Here is a 17,022-nt window from a genome sequence, read left to right on the forward strand (position 1 = left end):
ACTGTCTTATTTTAACGCAAGCACCGGGCAACCACAACTATCAAGGTTTTGCAATACATCTTTTCGGGTACTTTTAAAGTAGGAAAATTATCTGGTAGAACAGGAGTGTGTGACAATGAAGGCAGTTGGATTTTATGAAAACTTGCCCATTACAGATGAAAAAAGTTTACAAGATGTAGAAGTGGAAAAACCGAAAGCAACGGGGAAAGATATGGCCGTACGCGTCCGGGCGATATCGGTCAATCCCGTAGATACAAAGCAGCGCCTTGGCAACCCGCCTGGTGGAACAGAGCCGAAAATCCTTGGATGGGATGTCGCGGGTGTCGTTGAAGAAGTTGGCAACGATGTAGAACTTTTTTCGGTTGGTGATGAGGTTTTTTACGCGGGAAGCGTGACGCGGCAAGGAGGTAACAGCGATTATCACTTAGTCGATGAACGAATTGTCGGCAAAAAGCCTGAGCGCTTGGATTTTGCTGAAGCCGCCGCGTTGCCGTTAACAACCATTACCGCTTGGGAAGCGTTATTTGAGCGCATGCACCTCTCGATGGATCCGTCGGCCAATAAAGGGAAAAGCATTTTGATTATCGGGGCCGCCGGCGGTGTTGGATCGATTGCTGTGCAACTCGCGAAACTCGCAGGACTATATGTTATCGGGACAGCATCCCGAAAAGAAACCGTTAAGTGGGCAAGGGACACCGGCGCAGACAAAACCATTAATCATTATGAACCGTTCCGGCAGCAACTGGAAGGGAACGTCGATTACATTTTTTGCCTAAACAACACCGATCAACATTGGGAAAACATGGGAGAAGCGTTGGCGCCCCAAGGCCATATCGTGAGTATTGTGGAAGCAGCAGAAAACCACGATCTTAATGTGCTAAAAAATAAAAGTGCTTCTTTTTCCTATGAATTTATGTTTACGCGTTCCATGTTCGAGACCGACGACATGATCGAACAGCATCATCTTTTAAACGAAGCTGGTAAGATGGTTGACGAAGGGAAAATCCGCACCACCTTAACGGATCGCGGCGGACCGGTCAATGCCGAGAATCTGCGCGCTGCCCATGAAAAAATTGAAAGCGGGAAAACGATCGGGAAAATTGTGTTGGAGAACAACTAACGAAGCAGGCAAAGATGCCCAACCGTTTTGGGCATCTATATTATTTTTATGTGTTTGCAACCGACGAGGGAGGAACGGCAGATGTATGATTACATTATTATCGGTGGCGGTATCGTTGGCCTTTCGACAAGCAAAGCCATCCTCGACCGGCAGCCGAAAGCAAAAATACTTATTTTGGAAAAAGAAGATGAGGTTGCCGCGCATCAAACCGGTCATAATAGCGGTGTGATTCACTCCGGCATTTATTATAAACCGGGGAGTTTGAAAGCCAATTTTGCAACGGCCGGCAACCAATCGATGAAAGACTTTTGTCGCGCGCATGGCATTCATTTTGAAACGTGCGGCAAAGTGATTGTGGCTACTGAACAAGAAGAGCTTCCGGTGATGGAGCGTTTATATGAGCGCGGCCATCAAAATGGGTTGGCGCTCGAAAAGCTAGACAGCGAGGAGCTGAAAGAAATAGAGCCCCACGTTCGTGGACTGGCTGCTCTTCGTGTGCCAAGTGCCGGCATCGTTGATTTTAAAAGGGTGGCAAAAACACTAGCGGTGTATGTGGAAGAAAGAGGCGGACAAGTAGAGTTGGATGCCGAGGTCACAGGCATTACCGAAAAAACAGACCATGTACATGTGGAGACATCGAAAGGTTCTTTTACCGGAAGATTTATGATTAACTGCGCCGGCTTACATAGCGATCGCGTTGCCCGTCTGGCCGGTTATCACACGGACATGAAAATCGTGCCGTTTCGTGGGGAATACTATCAGTTAAGGGCGGACAGGCGGAGCCTTGTCAACCATTTGGTCTATCCCGTTCCGAACCCCGACTTCCCTTTCCTCGGCGTTCACTTTACCCGGATGGTTAACGGGGGAGTGGAAGCCGGCCCGAACGCTGTTCCTGGATTGAAACGGGAAGGCTATCAAAAGACAGAGATAAGCCTTCGCGATACGGCTGAAGTCCTAACGTATGAAGGTTTCTGGCGAATTGCCCGCCAATATGCAGGCACCGGCATGGACGAAATGGTCCGTTCGTTTAGCAAGCGAAAATTTGTTAAAGGTTTGCAGAAGTTAATTCCTGACGTGCAGGCCGAGGATATTGTACCGGCGCCAGCCGGCGTAAGAGCCCAAGCGCTATCCGACGACGGGCAATTGATAGACGATTTTATGTTTATCAAAGGCAAAAGCAGCCTGCACGTTTGCAATGCGCCTTCTCCGGCCGCCACTGCCTCCCTTGAAATCGGCAAGGAAATTGTCCGGCAACTGTCTTGATACTTCCATAACCTGAGATGTAAACAAACCAGGCGAATGGCAGTTGCTAATGTCACACTTTCCCTCTTTCATTGCTATTCTCAGTTGAGCTTATTTGGATTATACTATTAGGAGAGGAACAAATAAGTTTCTTCTAAGGGTATGAGGCAAACATGAAGTGCATGGATGCAATCGTTTGATATATTTCCCCCGGTTTTTGAGGACAAAACTTACACATCGCCCGTTATTTTGTTTTCATTGAGCCGATGGAAGTCACGTCAAATTTGATCTTTTGGCCTTGTGATAGAGGAGGAGCCGCGATTTGAATCATTATGCTGAAAAAATCTACCGCATGATTGACACAGTTGAAGAAGTAGTGATCGGAAAGCGACAAGCCATTACGTTAACATTAACGGCATTGCTTGCGCGGGGACATGTACTCATCGAGGATGTTCCCGGAGTTGGGAAAACGATGCTTGTAAAGGCGATGGCTCGCGCGACGGGAGCAGATTTCAAACGAATTCAATTCACTCCTGATTTACTCCCTTCCGATGTAACTGGGGTATCCATCTACAACCAACATACGAAAGAATTTGAATTTCGGGCAGGTCCGGTGATGAGCCATATTCTGCTTGCAGATGAAATAAACCGGACGTCGCCGAAAACGCAATCTGCGCTTTTGGAAGCGATGGAAGAAGGCAACGTGACCGTCGATGGATATACACACGAGTTGTATGAGCCTTTTTTGGTTATGGCCACACAGAATCCGATTGAACACGGAGGAACATATCCATTGCCTGAAGCACAGTTGGATCGCTTTTTATTTCGGATTACACTTGGCTATCCGAACCAAGAGGAAGAATTGGACATGCTGGAACGCATGGAAGGTGGCCACCCCATTGATCAACTGCCGGAAGTCGTTGATATCCGGGATATTCAGCAGATGCAGAGAGAAGTGCCGAGCGTGTTTGTAAGCGAGGCGGTCAAACAATATATCGTTTCCATTGTGCGTGAAACGAGAAACCTTGATCAAGTGGAGCTTGGTGTAAGCCCGAGAGGCACGATAGCGTTGTTGCGTGCCGCTCAAAGCTATGCGTATGTGCAAGGGATGCCATACGTTCGGCCGGATGATGTGAAATTGTTGGCACCGTACGTGTTAGGACACAGACTAATCATGGAAAGTGACGTGCTCGGTCCGCAAGGGCAAGCGCACACATTGATCGAACGCATGCTCACTCGTATCGCTGTGCCGGCGATAAGAAAGGATATTGTAACATGAGACATAGATGGCGGCAGGCGAGGCGTGTGATTGCCGCACTTTTTCTGCCCGCAATTCTTTTTTGGCATGCCATGGTCCAGGGAGGTTTTGTTAGCTGGTTTCTTTTCTATAGCGTTTCTGCCTTATTACTGGCCGGGTTTGCTTTAGCCGCTTTTCCTCTCCGCTTTTTGCGCGCCGAACGTTCGGTGACAAATCGACATCTCTCCCAAGGGGAAACGGTGAAGGTGCAAGTAACGATATATAAAACGAGGCATTGGCCCTGTTTTTTTGTGGGGGTCCGTGACCAGGTTCCGAACGGGGTAACACTTGAAAGTGATCCAGGCGCCTTCTTTTTTATGATGCTTTCCCGGAAAAAAACCTACAACTATCTCATAAAAGCAGAAAAACGTGGTTCGTATATGTATGATGCCGTTCATGTGGAAAACGGAGATCCTTTTGGCTTTTTGAAAAATCAAAAATATCTATCTGCAATAAGTGAAATGCTTGTGTATCCGCGTATTAAACCATTGCCTTTTAAACTCCAAAACGAACGGGGGCAGAGGGCGGAAACCGACCGTGCCGGCGCTCAACGGTTCACCCATGAGGAGACGTCCCATTTTTCCGGTGTCCGTGAATATGTTGCGGGCGATCGTCTATCAAGCATTGACTGGAAAGTGTCTGCCCGTCTCGGCAGCTTGGCAACGAAAGAATTTGATACGGAAGAAGGGGAAGGATTTACGATTTTACTCGACACACGAGTGAGGTCCGAACACAGCTTCGAAGCGGCTGTAGAATGGGCGGCTGCCAGTGTTAATGGCGTGTATGAAAAGCATTCACTTTTAAATTTTGCTGCTTTAGGCACACAACCTGTCGTTACGCAAACAGGAAATAACCGTGCTCATATGCGTCAAGTGATGAAGGAACTAGCAAAAATCGAACCGTCATTCCCGGGTGCTACAGGCGAGCTCGCGAATGATCGGACACCCTTGCCGATCACGTTCAGCTTTTTACAAACGGTCATCTATGCCGTTCCCGAAATGAATGCTGCAACATTCCAAGAAATCAAGCGCTTGCAACAGCAGCGGCTCGATGTTCTTGTTTTATACAGTGAGCGGGAAGCTTATCATCTTCCTTTAAAACAACGAGGAGTCCAATCATTTGCGATGCCAACGGGATAAAAGAAGGAAGGGGGCGGCATTAATCTCACGTTTTACCTCTAGTTTAAAACAACCTCAAGAAGGGATCGCCTATGTGCTCACGTATTTTATCGTGGCGGAATGGTTGTATCCCTTGCCGGAAATTAGCGATACGGGTTTTTTACCGTTCCTTCTTTTAATTGCTGCAGTTTTCTTTGTAATCACCGCTATTCCAGTACATTGGCTCATTCGCCTTGGCTTTTATGCAGTTGTGCTCACGTATAGTTTGCATATGTTGTTTATTCCCGGCACGTATATGTCTATCGATTGGTGGACATTATTCATGACGGAGATTTGGCAGCAAAGTGCACGCTTATTCAGCGGGGGAGTGCTGCAATTAAGTGATATGTATCGTAGTTTTTTGCTTATTGTGCTGTTAGCGATGGTTAGCTATCTTGCATACTACTGGGTTGCAATTGCGCACCGTATTTACTTTTTTGTTTTTGTGAGTGTCGTCTATATCGGCATTCTGGATGCATTCACGGCTTATGATGGTTCGTGGGCGGTTGTTCGCCTGGTTATCATCGGATTTGTTCTTTTTGCGTGTATGCGGCTGTTGAGACTTCAACTTCGCTACTCGAATCTTGGACACAGCCATGTTTTTCGGTATTTGACGGTTGCGGCGGCCGTAATCCTCCTGTCCGTATTGGTTGGTTGGCAAGCTCCGAAATACGCACAACAATGGCCGGATCCTACGCCCTATATTGAGAGAACGACAGGGGTGGATGTGCTTAGTTGGGGTTCCTCTTCTCCCGATGGTGCAGAGACGCGTAAGATCGGTTACGGCGAAAACGATGAGCGGCTCGGCGGGGGATTTGTCATGGATGATATGGAAGTGTTTACGGCGAGAGCGGAAACGTCTGCCTATTGGCGAGGCGAGTCAAAGCACGAATACACCGGCCATGGATGGACAAGCGAAGAAGGAACTGGTTTTGGCAATGGGGAGCTGATCGAACAGTCTGACGGGCACGTGGATTTGTATGAAGATACGACGGAAACAGAAACCCTTGAAGCAGATGTCTCCTATCATGATTCGCGTACGGGTGAAGGGGATTTGCTTTTCAGCCAGGGAGCATTGCAAGAAGCCGATGCAGAAATGGAAGGGGGTTATTCTGTATACATCGACGGTGAAAACGGCCGTTCCGAAGTGTGGCACGACGAAGAGGACGTTAACGATGCGGGTGCGTTCACCCTAACGTATGAACATCCCCAGTTTTCCGTTGAGCAAATGAGGGATGTAGATGATCCAAAAGGTGCGCAACAAGATCCTCAGGCGGTGACCGATAAGTATTTGCAACTCCCCGAGGAGCTTCCGGATCGGGTTGGGGAACTTGCCGAAGAGTTGGTACAGGACGGAACGAATCGGTATGACCGGGCGCGCGCAATTGAAAGTTTTTTAAACGGTCCTACCTTTGACTATGAAACTACGGATATCCCTGTTCCGGCCGAAGACCAGGATTATGTGGATCAGTTTTTGTTTGAGACACAAATCGGTTATTGTGATAACTTTTCCACGGCCATGGTCGTCATGTTGCGGACGCTTGATATCCCTGCACGCTGGGTGAAAGGATTCACAGCCGGGGACGAAGTAAGCGTTGGCGATGATGGGTACAGGGAACTTGAAATCACCAATGAAAATGCCCATTCATGGATAGAGGTTTACTTTCCCGATGTCGGCTGGGTGCCGTTTGAACCTACGCCTGGATTTTCCGGCACAGTCGATTTTGCTTCCGCTGATATGGATCCGGATGAAAACGGCGAGGATATGATGTTTGAACAGGAAGTCGACCAGGATACAGAAGAGGGAAATGCGGATGAGGATGAAGATGAAGAAGACGTCGGGGAAACAGAGGCAGAGGAACGTGAAGAAGAGCAAGCTGAGCTCCCATTTTGGTTGCTGGCGGGAATGGGCACTGGGTTATTATTGGCCGGTTTAGCCGCTTTTAAATTCCGCGGCAAAATCATGCAATTGTGGTTGAGTAGGCGCTACCTGGGCATGGACAGTGGCTCGAGATTCCTAGGTGCGTATGAATCGCTGCTAAAATATCTCGATTGGACTGGCATGAAAAGAGCCGCGCATGAGACGCTGAGCGAATTTGCAACGCGTGTTGATTTTCGTTTTGATTCGGAAGATATGCGCGCCTTGACCACACTGTATGAAGACCTTTATTACGGAAATAAAAACCCGGATCAGCTACCGGAAGATACCGAACGGCGCTGGAAACAAATTTTGGATAAAATTGCGAACGCTCGTTAACCAGTCTGCTCTTCTTAGGATCCGCCGAGACCAAAACGTCCGGAAAATTGACCCTTTATACAGGGGCTGGTAAAATAACCATCATGATTTAATGAATTAGAGGTGCCGTGCCATGGAGCAAGAAAACCAAGAAATCAATGAAACCATTGCCGTCCTTGATTTTGGCGGACAATACAATCAATTAATCACACGAAGAATACGTGATTTGGGTGTGTACAGTGAACTCTATCCGAATACAGTGAGCGCCGACCAATTACGGGCACTTAATCTTAAAGGAGTTATTTTCTCCGGAGGGCCGGGAAGTGCTTACGTCGAAGGAGCTCCGACTTGCGATCCCGAAATTTTTGATCTTCAGGTCCCCGTTCTCGGAATTTGTTACGGCATGCAACTGTTGGCCCACCATTTTGGGGGAAAGGTGGAAGCAGCCGATCATCGTGAATACGGGAAAGCGATGCTTGACGTGAAGGAGACATCGGGCTTATTCACGAGAACGCCCGTTGAGCAAACGGTTTGGATGAGCCACGGGGATCTCATTATTGAACCACCCGAAGGATTTAATAACGATGCTACCAACCCTGCGACGCCGGTAGCTGCGATGAGCAACAAAAACCGGGACATATATGGGGTGCAATTCCATCCGGAAGTGCGCCATACCGAACACGGGAACGATATTCTTGCTAACTTCGTCTATGACATTTGCCAAAGCAAAGGCAATTGGACGATGGAAAACTTCATTGATCTTGAGGTAGAAAAAATTCGTTCGAACGTTGGCGATCGGCGTGTCCTTTGTGCACTCAGCGGCGGTGTCGATTCATCGGTGACCGCGATGCTCGTCCATCGTGCAATCGGGGATCAACTCACTTGTATGTTCATCGATCACGGCTTGTTGCGAAAAAATGAAGGCGCGCGTGTGATGAAAATGTTTGAAGGGAAATTTGACATTAACGTTATAAAAATCGATGCTGCGGAGCGTTTTTTGACGAAGCTCGAAGGAGTTTCCGATCCGGAGCAAAAACGCAAAATCATCGGTAACGAATTTATCTATATTTTTGAAGAAGAGTCCTCAAAACTGGAGAATGTGGATTTCCTCGCGCAAGGAACGCTTTACACAGACGTGATTGAGAGTGGAACGGCAACTGCGGAAACCATTAAATCCCACCACAATGTTGGCGGGCTTCCTGAAGATATGAAATTGGATCTGATCGAGCCGTTAAACACATTGTTTAAAGACGAGGTCCGCGAACTGGGCACCGAACTCGGACTGCCGGAGAGCTTCGTTTGGCGTCAACCCTTTCCGGGTCCAGGTCTTGGTATACGCGTGCTTGGGGAAATCACGCCGGAGAAGTTGGAAATCGTGCGTGAATCGGACGCAGTCCTTCATGACGTCTTGGAAAAAGACGGGTTGGATAAGGAAATCTGGCAGTTTTTCACCGCCTTACCCGATATGCGAAGCGTTGGGGTGATGGGGGATAACCGCACCTATGATTATACCGTTGGTGTCCGGGCAGTAACATCCACGGACGGGATGACCTCAGATTGGGCGCGTATTCCTCATGAAGTATTGGAAAGGATATCGACGCGAATTGTCAATGAAGTCCCGCGGGTAAACCGTGTCGTGTATGACATCACATCGAAACCACCTTCCACCATTGAATGGGAATAAATGTAAAAAGGCCATTTTCTCAAAGGAGAGAATGGTCTTTTTTCAAAGGGGTTAAGCACATTAATTGAGTTATGTGTCTCGTCCGTATATCGTAAACGTTAGACAGAAAAAGGAGGCAAAAAAATGAACGTCGAAATATGGTCGGACATCGCGTGTCCGTTTTGTTATATCGGAAAACGAAAATTTGAAGATGGTTTGCAGCAATTTTCACAACGTGATGACGTTAATGTAACGTTTAAAAGTTTTCAACTCGACCCTTACGCAGAAAAAGAGCAATCGCAAACCAACGCGGAGATGATTGCCGGCAAGTATGGCATGTCAATGGAAAAAGCGAAGGAAATGACACAACAAGTCGAGGATCAGGCAAAAGAGGTCGGTTTGGATTATAAACTGGAATCTACGGTGCTCACAAACACGAAAGATGCCCATCGCCTCAGCCATTTTGCAAAAGAAGACGGCAAAATGGAAGAAATGATGGAACGCTTGCTAAAAGCATATTTCACAGAAGGAAAACATGTTGGCGATCACGAAACGCTCGTGTCCCTCGCGGACGAAGTCGGACTCGATGGGGAAGCTGTCCGTGCCATGTTAGACAGTGATGGGCATGAAGAGATTGTTCGGGAAGAAATGCAAGAAGGGGCAGATATAGGTGTGCAGGGCGTTCCTTTCTTTGTTTTTAATCGTAAATATGCAGTATCTGGAGCACAGCCGGCACATGCTTTTCTCGAGGTGCTGGAAAAAGTGCAAGAAGAAGAAAATGAAAACAAAATTAATATCGTCAGCCAAGGAGACAGTTGCGCGGACGAATCATGTTAAGTGTGCTGCTGAAAAACGAATATTTCAACTATATTTAAAGTCTATTATTCGGTTTTTATTGACAAAATATCGCCATCATTGTAAAATGGCGGCATTATAAATTGAAATAGTTTCATATAATCGCGGGAATACGGCTCGCGAGTCTCTACCGGAACACCGTAAATGTTCCGACTATGATCGATAGATTTTCCATCATCGGTCGTTACGCTTATAGCAACGGCCGTTTTTTATTTTACCTGAGGAGGATGAACCGTTGAAAAATTATTTTCGTTTTGAGGAGCGAAACACGAATTATCGAAAAGAGACCCTCGCCGGGGTTACGACGTTTCTGGCCATGGCCTATATCCTATTTGTGAACCCGCAAATTCTAGGTGACGCGGGCATGGATATGGGTGCGGTTTTTGGGGCCACTGCCATCGCGGCTGCCATCGGAACGGCGATTATGGGTCTGTGGGGCAAGTATCCGATTGCTTTAGCCCCAGGGATGGGCTTAAATGCTTTTTTTGCTTACACGGTTGTTTTAGGAATGGGGATTGACTGGGAAATCGCGCTTTTCGGGGTATTTGCATCCGGTATTATATTTATTATCATTACGCTTTTTAAGATCCGCGAAGTGATTATCAACGCGATTCCTGCCGAGATGAAATACGCGTCCGCCAGCGGAATTGGGCTATTTATCGCGTTTGTCGGCCTACAAAATGCGGAAATCGTTGTTCCCGATGAATCGACCTATGTGGCACTTGGAAACATGACGTCACCGACCACGCTATTGGCAATTTTTGGGCTTGTCGTGACTGTCATATTTGTTGTGTTAGGCTTTCGTGGCGGTATCTTTTACGGGATGGCGTTAACGGCGGTTGCAGGGATCGTCACCGGACTAGTGGAGATGCCTTCCGCTATCGTTGATTCGATTCCGAGTCTCGCCCCTACGTTCGGTGCCGCCTTTACCGGGCTTGCGGAAGTGGAGTGGACAACGGGACTGATTATGCAATTGCTCGTCGTCATCCTTACTTTCTTGTTTGTTGATTTCTTCGATACGGCGGGAACACTCTATGCGGTTGCCAACCAGGCGGGTTTTGTAAAAAATAACAGACTTCCAAATGCCGGTCGGGCGCTGTTATCGGATGCTTCCGCGACGTCTGTCGGTGCGGTTTTGGGGACTTCAACGACGACAGCGTTCGTTGAATCGACGTCTGGGGTTGCTGCAGGGGGACGGACAGGATTCACCTCTCTTGTTACCGCGGCTCTATTCCTTTTATCGCTCTTTTTCTCTCCGTTACTCGCGGTGGTCACGGAAGCGGTGACGGCAGCGGCGTTGATCGTTGTTGGGGTGATGATGTCCTCGGCCCTGCGTTTGATCGAGTGGGACAAAATCGACGTCGCTCTTCCCGCTTTTCTCACCGTGGTCGCGATGCCGCTCACGTATAGCATTGCCAATGGCATTGCACTCGGATTTATGTTTTATCCGATCACGAAATTATTAAAAGGGGAAGGAAAAAACGTCCATCCGATTATGTACGGTTTGTTTTTCATTTTCGTCGGTTACATCTTCTTTTTGTAATAAAAAACCCGCGTTGTTCTCAGGAATAAAGCGGGTTTCGTTCCGTTTTCAGCAATAAAAACGAGTATAGTTCTGGCCGATCAGGTAACAGTAGGAGAAAACGCCAGCCAATATACGCTGGATGAAAGCAGAGGCCTAACGTGAAACGATCTATTTATTTTATGTTATTGCTTGTTATGTTGTTTGTGTTTCCGCATAATTTAATCGCCGCTGACCTCCCGCTCACTTTAGAAGATGATGATTGGCGCTTAATCGTTGACACAGCTGACGCCGACAGGGATCGTTTGTGCCAGCCCGGCGATGTTGAAATGTATGAGTTAAAACTTGAAAATGTGTCGGAGAACAAACAAAATGTGACCATGCATACCTTCCGACAAGAAAAGGACGAGCATCGTGATGATGGGCTTGCTGTAGATGAAGCAGAAATGCTTGCAGCGAATGCCTCCTTGGAGGTCCGAAATCTTCCTGTTCCTCAAAACATTAAAGCGTTGGACGTATTGATCCTCTGGCAAGAAGAAGCGGACGGCCAATACTTTAAGCAACATTTTATGGTTCCTTTTGACAAGTAGACTTCCATGGTGGTCGATTAGGATATGATTGTCCCGTTAGGCAACGGCATGTCCGGTTTTAATAAAACGACATCTCCTTTGTCCGGAACACCGCCGACGACAAGCACTTCTGAAGTGAAGCCGGCTATTTTACGAGGGGGAAAGTTAACAATCGCGACCACCTGCTCCCGGATTAATGAGTCAGGTGCATAACGTTTTGTGACTTGTGCACTTGACGCTTTGATGCCTATCTCGTCCCCGAAATCAATCTCCATCGTAATAGCGGGAATTTTTGCACCCTTAAGAGGAGTGGCTGTTAAAACGGTTCCAACGCGCATGTCCAGTTTCGTAAAATCTTCGATCGTTGCCAAGAGAATCCCTCCTAGATGAAATATAAAAAATCTTCGTCGGGTGGATGCCCGAGCAGATTGTAAAGCCGACCGCTCGATCATCGAGCGTTATGAAACCCATGTTTGCGGTAGATTTCCTTACTTGAGGAGATTCTTCCTTTTCAATCATGTAGCCCCCGGGATCACGACGATTCAATAAAATAAACGCAGCCCCCCGATTGAGGAACTGCGTGGGTTCACGCAAATTATGTAACTGGTGGAGCCAAGGGGGCTCGAACCCCTGACCTTCGCGCTGCCAGCGCGACGCTCTCCCGGCTGAGCTATGGCCCCGATCCGGCTATCTTTGCAACAATTATTAATATAACAGGTAACGGGTACAAGCGTCAAGAAGTTTCGCGGATTTTGTCGTTCGAAAAGAAACATGCCACGCTATTCATCCTTTACCGCTACAAACCGAAGCCTTACATAATCGGCAAACCACGTGCCGTCATCGACAAGTGCCGGTTCCGCATAGGTGATCGTTCTCTCCAACACGAATTCTCGGTCCTCTTCGCTAAGGGCATCCAAGAGTGGATCAGCAAAGTTTCGCATCCAAGATTTTAGTCCCTCCGGTCCGTTGTTTAGAGCTGTCGGCCGTTGGAACTGCGCTGTCTGCTCAACAGTGAAGCCATTTTCTTCGAGCAACGTCGCATATTCTGCTAGACTTGGGAAATACCAAGGAAACACGGCAGGCATCGGCTCCTGTCCGATTTCGACAAAAGCCATATTAATCGCTGCGATAATGGTTGCGATGTTTTCCTTTGCGCCCATTTCGCCCACAAATCTTCCGCCCGGCTTCAGCGCTTTCGATACGGAAGTAAGCACCCCTTGCGGATCCGTCATCCAATGAAGGGCAGCATTGGAAAAGATAGCTTCAACTGGCTCGTCCACGTTAAAATTTGTGGCGTCGGCTTGAATAAAAGAAATCTCCGGGTATTGTTTTTTCGCTTCTTGAATCATTGCTTCCGAGTTATCAATTCCCGTCACGTTCGCACCAGATTCTGCTATTTTTGCTGTTAGATGCCCGGTTCCGCATCCTAAGTCAATAATATTTTCGCCCTTTTTCGGAGCCAGCCATTTTAAAACATCCTCCCCATAGTAGAGGATATATTGAGCCGTGTTATCATAGAGAGTTGGATCCCATACTTTAGCGGCAATTTGCTGTTGGTCAGTCAAAGTCGATAACTCCTTTCAAGAGCGATTTGATATCGTTATTATAGAGAAGATACAGGATGCGTCGAAAAAAATCAACTTCTGATCGTAAAAAAGAGGTGGAAAAACATCATGAATACGATTTGTGTCTTTGCCGGTTCCAATGCCGGGAAACGAAAAACCTATGCCCAAGAGGCCCGTAACCTTGGCCGTCGTTTATTGGAAAACAACATCCGGCTTGTATATGGCGGATCCAGTGTTGGTTTGATGGGTGAAGTGGCAAATGAGATGCTTGCGTCCGGCGGGGAAGTGATCGGGGTGATGCCGAGAGGGTTGTTTCGCGGAGAGGTCGTACACCGGTCGTTGTCTAAACTAGTCGAGGTAGACGGCATGCACGAACGGAAAGCGAAAATGAGTGATTTATCCGATGGTTTTATTGCGTTGCCGGGCGGGGCAGGCACATTTGAAGAACTGTTTGAAATCTATAGCTGGGCGCAAATCGGGATTCATGATAAACCTATGGGTCTTTTAAATGTAGACGATTATTTTTTGCCGCTTTTGAAAATGATCCAATATAGCGTGCAAGAAGGCTTTTCCAACGAGGACAATCTAGGTTTGCTTACGGTTGAGGCTTCTCCGCAAAAACTGTTGGAAACAATGGCATCCCGAAATGGAAAAATAGCTAGAGAGTAATATCCATCGATCCGATTTCATAGATTTGCTAGTAAAGGGGCACACTAGCAGTCTAAGGAGATGATCGCTGTGGAAGAAGGGTCCGTTCGAGCGCAAACAATCAAAGAGATTCACCAAAAGCGATTAAAACGGAGGCTTCGTACGTTTGCGTTCTTTTTTTCCATTATTGTTTTAACGATCTTTTTTTCCTTGAATTACATAGGCGATTTAACCCGGCAACAGACGCTGGAAACGAATATTCAAGCGGAAACGGACTGGCCGGTGTTTTTATATGAATATATCGGAAGCGGATCGAACAATAGCTGGGGCGGGAATCCGAATTTTTACCTCGCTCACAATGGACAAGGCTATTACTTAATTCAAGTCGAGCAGGATAATCGCACCGTGGAGCAAGTAACATTATTGGAGGATCGGCGTACGTTTGAGGTTGTTTATGATAGCTATGATATAGAATAAAAAAAGCAGATTGCTTTAATTTTATGGATACATCCTGTATTATAAGAGAGATTGAAATTAATGGACGGACCGAGGGAGAGGTTTTTTTCTTACTTCCAACCTCTCACCTTTCACCTCCCACCTCTAGAAAGGAGGGGCTGTGTTGCCACAAGGGAGCGCTGTTGTCGTATTTAGCGGCGGACAAGACAGTACGACTTGTTTATTTTGGGCGTTGAAACGCTTTGAAAAAGTATATGCGGTGACATTTGCTTACGGACAGCGGCATGATGATGAAATTGAGGTCGCGAAAGAGATCGCTGCCGAGGTCGGAGTCGAGCACGAGGTGCTTGACATGGGTTTGTTGAACCAACTGGCGCCTAACGCGCTCACCCGGAAGGACATTGATGTGAGCGAGGGTGCGGACGGAGAGTTACCGAGCACATTCGTTCCCGGACGCAATTTGTTGTTTTTGTCTTTTGCGGCCATTTTTGGTGAGCAGCGGGGGGCGAAGCATATCGTAACCGGTGTGTGCGAGACGGATTCCAGCGGTTATCCGGACTGCCGGGACGGCTTTGTGAAGTCTTTGAATGTGACGCTGAATTTGGCGATGGATGAAACCTTTGTTTTGCACGCCCCTCTGATGTGGCTGGATAAAGCGGGGGCCTGGAAATTGGCCGATGATTTAGGGCAGCTACCCTATATCCGGGATTACACGCTTACATGTTACCACGGCATTCGCGGCAACGGCTGCAGCGAATGTCCGGCCTGCAAATTGCGACGGCAAGGGCTTGAAATGTATTTGAACAGCAAGGACAGGGATGCGTAATGCTGCAACAGTTTTACCCGCAAGTTTTTCATGATTTTCGGTACGAATTGAACAAAGACATGCAGATCGCTGCCGCCCATTTTATTAATCACAAAGATGCAGGGCAATGCAGGGAGACGCATGGCCATACGTATTTTATCAATATAACAATTGCCGGAGACACCCTTGATGATTCGGGGTTTCTCGTGAATTTTAAAACCTTGAAGGACGAGGTTCACGGGGTCTTTGATCACTCGCTTTTAAACGATCACCCCTCATTTGCAGATGGACTGCCAACGACAGAAATGGTGGCCCGCGTGTTTTGGGAAAAGATCGATGAACGCCTGGCAGCCCAAGAAAACCGCCCCTATTGCCTCCAAGTGCTCGTGCGCGAAACTCCTACCAGTTACGCGATATACCGTCCAAAGCGAGATGAACATCGATGAGTGGGAAAATTCCTGTTTTAGAAATATTTGGTCCTACGATTCAAGGCGAGGGGATGGTTGCCGGCCAAAAAACGATGTTTGTTCGCACCGGCGGCTGTGATTATCGATGCGCATGGTGCGACTCTGCATTTACGTGGGACGGGAGCCAAAAAGCGACGCCGATGAAAGCAGACGACATTTTGGCCGAACTTGAACAGATCGCTGGCGACCGTTTTTCGCACGTGACGATTTCCGGCGGGAATCCGGCGCTTCATTCGGGTATTGATGCCCTCGTTGAACGTTTTCGGGAAAAAGGCATCGCGTCTGCGGTGGAAACACAGGGTTCATTTTGGCAGGATTGGTTGTTGGCCGTTGATGAGGTTACGGTCTCCCCGAAACCACCCAGCTCGAAAATGACAACCGACTGGTCGCGGCTTGACACATTCATGAAACGGTTAGCGGAAGAACAAGTGGGGCACCATAGTTTGAAAGTCGTTATTTTTGACGAAGAAGATTTAACCTACGCAAAACAGGTGCACGAGCGTTACCCCGACGTACTTTTTTATTTGCAAGTCGGCAATGATGATTTGGAAACCCCCGAGCCGGCAAGACTGCGCGATCACCTTCTGGAAAAATATGAATGGCTCGTTGTAAGGGTCATGGACGAACGGCAATTGAACGATGTTCGCGTGCTCCCGCAAATCCACGCGCTGTTGTGGGGGAATAAACAAGGGGTCTGAAGGAGTTTATCGATGACAGAAGAACATGATTCTCGGTTGTCCCATCTCGGAAATGAAGGGACAACCTATACGTTTGAATATGATCCCGAGCTGCTTGAAACCTTTGATAATCAGCATCCATACCGGGATTATTTTGTGAAATTCAACACACCCGAATTTACGACCCTTTGTCCACTCACGGGTCAACCGGATTTCGCGACGCTTTATATTAGCTACATTCCCGATAAGAAAATGGTGGAAAGCAAGGCGCTCAAACTTTATTTATTCAGTTTTCGCAACCACGGCGATTTTCACGAGGATGTGATTAACATTATCGTGAACGACCTCGTCGAGGCAATGGCACCACGATATATTGAAATATGGGGGAAATTTACGCCGCGGGGCGGGATTTCGATTGATCCTTACGTCAACTACGGCAAACCGGACACTAAATACGAGAAAATGGCAGAGCAACGGTTGCTATATCATGACATGTACCCGGAAACAATTACAAATCGCTAACGTGTAGCAGGTTCGGAGGAGAATCCGGCCTGTTATTTTCGTAGAGACCCCGAAAGCACTGGATACAAATGCGGGGACGCGCCATCGTTTCCATATGAAAAAATAGAAGTGAAAAGATCAATCACCTGTAGCGAGGTTGATTGGTCTTTTTGCAAGGGGAGGGAGTGATAAACTTGCTGCGGATAAGGATTTTCCGTGCTGGTCACAATAGGACAAAAATA

At 47.6% G+C, this 17,022-nt stretch carries 17 protein-coding genes, 1 tRNA gene and 1 riboswitch; of the genes, 15 read left to right on the forward strand and 3 right to left on the reverse strand.

Translation table 11 applies throughout. The features are described 5' to 3' along the window. Nucleotides 1-115: 115 nt before the first annotated feature. The 9 genes from EPH95_RS16580 to EPH95_RS16620 all read left to right on the forward strand — a co-directional run bounded on the left by EPH95_RS16580 (nucleotide 116) and on the right by EPH95_RS16620 (nucleotide 11,682). A complete protein-coding gene (locus EPH95_RS16580) occupies nucleotides 116-1,120 on the forward strand; it encodes a zinc-binding alcohol dehydrogenase family protein (protein ID WP_142091097.1) in 1,005 nt (334 codons plus the stop codon). An 81-nt stretch (nucleotides 1,121-1,201) separates the two neighbouring features. Continuing rightward, entirely contained in the window at nucleotides 1,202-2,383 is a 1,182-nt protein-coding gene (lhgO, locus tag EPH95_RS16585) for an L-2-hydroxyglutarate oxidase (protein ID WP_142091098.1), read from the forward strand. A 301-nt stretch (nucleotides 2,384-2,684) separates the two neighbouring features. Then, the gene (locus EPH95_RS16590) at nucleotides 2,685-3,641 is read left to right on the forward strand and encodes an AAA family ATPase (RefSeq protein ID WP_405127397.1); all 957 of its coding nucleotides are present in this window, start codon (nucleotides 2,685-2,687) and stop codon (nucleotides 3,639-3,641) included. Then, a complete protein-coding gene (locus EPH95_RS16595) occupies nucleotides 3,638-4,798 on the forward strand; it encodes a DUF58 domain-containing protein (RefSeq protein ID WP_142091099.1) in 1,161 nt (386 codons plus the stop codon). The genes EPH95_RS16590 and EPH95_RS16595 overlap by 4 nt, the downstream gene beginning before the upstream one ends. Further along, a complete protein-coding gene (locus EPH95_RS16600; protein WP_142091100.1) occupies nucleotides 4,779-7,073 on the forward strand; it encodes a transglutaminase domain-containing protein in 2,295 nt (764 codons plus the stop codon). Before EPH95_RS16595 ends, EPH95_RS16600 begins: the two co-directional genes overlap by 20 nt. Nucleotides 7,074-7,185: 112 nt before the next feature. Beyond that, the gene (gene guaA, locus EPH95_RS16605; protein WP_142091101.1) at nucleotides 7,186-8,736 is read left to right on the forward strand and encodes a glutamine-hydrolyzing GMP synthase; all 1,551 of its coding nucleotides are present in this window, start codon (nucleotides 7,186-7,188) and stop codon (nucleotides 8,734-8,736) included. Between the two features lie 123 nt (nucleotides 8,737-8,859). Beyond that, on the forward strand, nucleotides 8,860-9,552 hold the full coding sequence (locus EPH95_RS16610; protein WP_142091102.1) for a DsbA family oxidoreductase: 693 nt from the start codon (nucleotides 8,860-8,862) through the stop codon (nucleotides 9,550-9,552). A gap of 92 nt (nucleotides 9,553-9,644) precedes the next feature. After that, a riboswitch (purine riboswitch) is annotated at nucleotides 9,645-9,746 on the forward strand. A 59-nt stretch (nucleotides 9,747-9,805) separates the two neighbouring features. Continuing rightward, the gene (locus EPH95_RS16615) at nucleotides 9,806-11,113 is read left to right on the forward strand and encodes an NCS2 family permease (RefSeq protein WP_142091103.1); all 1,308 of its coding nucleotides are present in this window, start codon (nucleotides 9,806-9,808) and stop codon (nucleotides 11,111-11,113) included. 140 nt (nucleotides 11,114-11,253) lie between these two features. Then, nucleotides 11,254-11,682: a hypothetical protein gene (locus EPH95_RS16620; RefSeq protein ID WP_142091104.1), complete on the forward strand. Its 429-nt coding sequence runs from the start codon at nucleotides 11,254-11,256 to the stop codon at nucleotides 11,680-11,682. A gap of 17 nt (nucleotides 11,683-11,699) precedes the next feature. Here EPH95_RS16620 and csaA read toward each other — a convergent pair whose 3' ends face one another. From csaA to EPH95_RS16635, 3 genes are all read right to left on the reverse strand, one after another. Continuing rightward, on the reverse strand, nucleotides 11,700-12,032 hold the full coding sequence (csaA, locus tag EPH95_RS16625; protein WP_142091105.1) for a chaperone CsaA: 333 nt from the start codon (nucleotides 12,030-12,032) through the stop codon (nucleotides 11,700-11,702). A gap of 233 nt (nucleotides 12,033-12,265) precedes the next feature. Further along, nucleotides 12,266-12,341: transfer RNA gene (locus tag EPH95_RS16630), tRNA-Ala, on the reverse strand. A 99-nt stretch (nucleotides 12,342-12,440) separates the two neighbouring features. Continuing rightward, nucleotides 12,441-13,226, reverse strand: a complete 786-nt coding sequence (locus EPH95_RS16635) for a class I SAM-dependent methyltransferase (protein ID WP_227003960.1) — start codon at nucleotides 13,224-13,226, stop codon at nucleotides 12,441-12,443. Between the two features lie 108 nt (nucleotides 13,227-13,334). On the opposite strand from EPH95_RS16635, the gene EPH95_RS16640 reads away from it, so the two are divergent. The 6 genes from EPH95_RS16640 to queF all read left to right on the forward strand — a co-directional run bounded on the left by EPH95_RS16640 (nucleotide 13,335) and on the right by queF (nucleotide 16,801). Then, on the forward strand, nucleotides 13,335-13,895 hold the full coding sequence (locus EPH95_RS16640; RefSeq protein ID WP_142091106.1) for an LOG family protein: 561 nt from the start codon (nucleotides 13,335-13,337) through the stop codon (nucleotides 13,893-13,895). A 69-nt stretch (nucleotides 13,896-13,964) separates the two neighbouring features. Then, nucleotides 13,965-14,351, forward strand: a complete 387-nt coding sequence (locus EPH95_RS16645; RefSeq protein WP_142091107.1) for a hypothetical protein — start codon at nucleotides 13,965-13,967, stop codon at nucleotides 14,349-14,351. A 142-nt stretch (nucleotides 14,352-14,493) separates the two neighbouring features. Further along, on the forward strand, nucleotides 14,494-15,156 hold the full coding sequence (queC, locus tag EPH95_RS16650) for a 7-cyano-7-deazaguanine synthase QueC (RefSeq protein WP_142091108.1): 663 nt from the start codon (nucleotides 14,494-14,496) through the stop codon (nucleotides 15,154-15,156). Continuing rightward, nucleotides 15,156-15,581 (forward strand): 6-carboxytetrahydropterin synthase QueD, encoded by a 426-nt coding sequence (queD, locus tag EPH95_RS16655; protein WP_142091109.1) that lies wholly within the window; start codon nucleotides 15,156-15,158, stop codon nucleotides 15,579-15,581. The genes queC and queD overlap by 1 nt, the downstream gene beginning before the upstream one ends. Next, nucleotides 15,578-16,300 (forward strand): 7-carboxy-7-deazaguanine synthase QueE, encoded by a 723-nt coding sequence (queE, locus tag EPH95_RS16660; protein WP_142091110.1) that lies wholly within the window; start codon nucleotides 15,578-15,580, stop codon nucleotides 16,298-16,300. The genes queD and queE overlap by 4 nt, the downstream gene beginning before the upstream one ends. Before the next feature lie 12 nt (nucleotides 16,301-16,312). After that, nucleotides 16,313-16,801, forward strand: coding sequence for a preQ(1) synthase (gene queF / locus EPH95_RS16665; RefSeq protein ID WP_142091111.1), 489 nt, complete (start codon nucleotides 16,313-16,315; stop codon nucleotides 16,799-16,801). The last annotated feature ends 221 nt before the right edge of the window (nucleotides 16,802-17,022 follow it).

Origin of the sequence: Salicibibacter halophilus, assembly GCF_006740705.1 — a bacterium.
In the GTDB taxonomy this organism is placed as follows: domain Bacteria; phylum Bacillota; class Bacilli; order Bacillales; family Marinococcaceae; genus Salicibibacter; species Salicibibacter halophilus.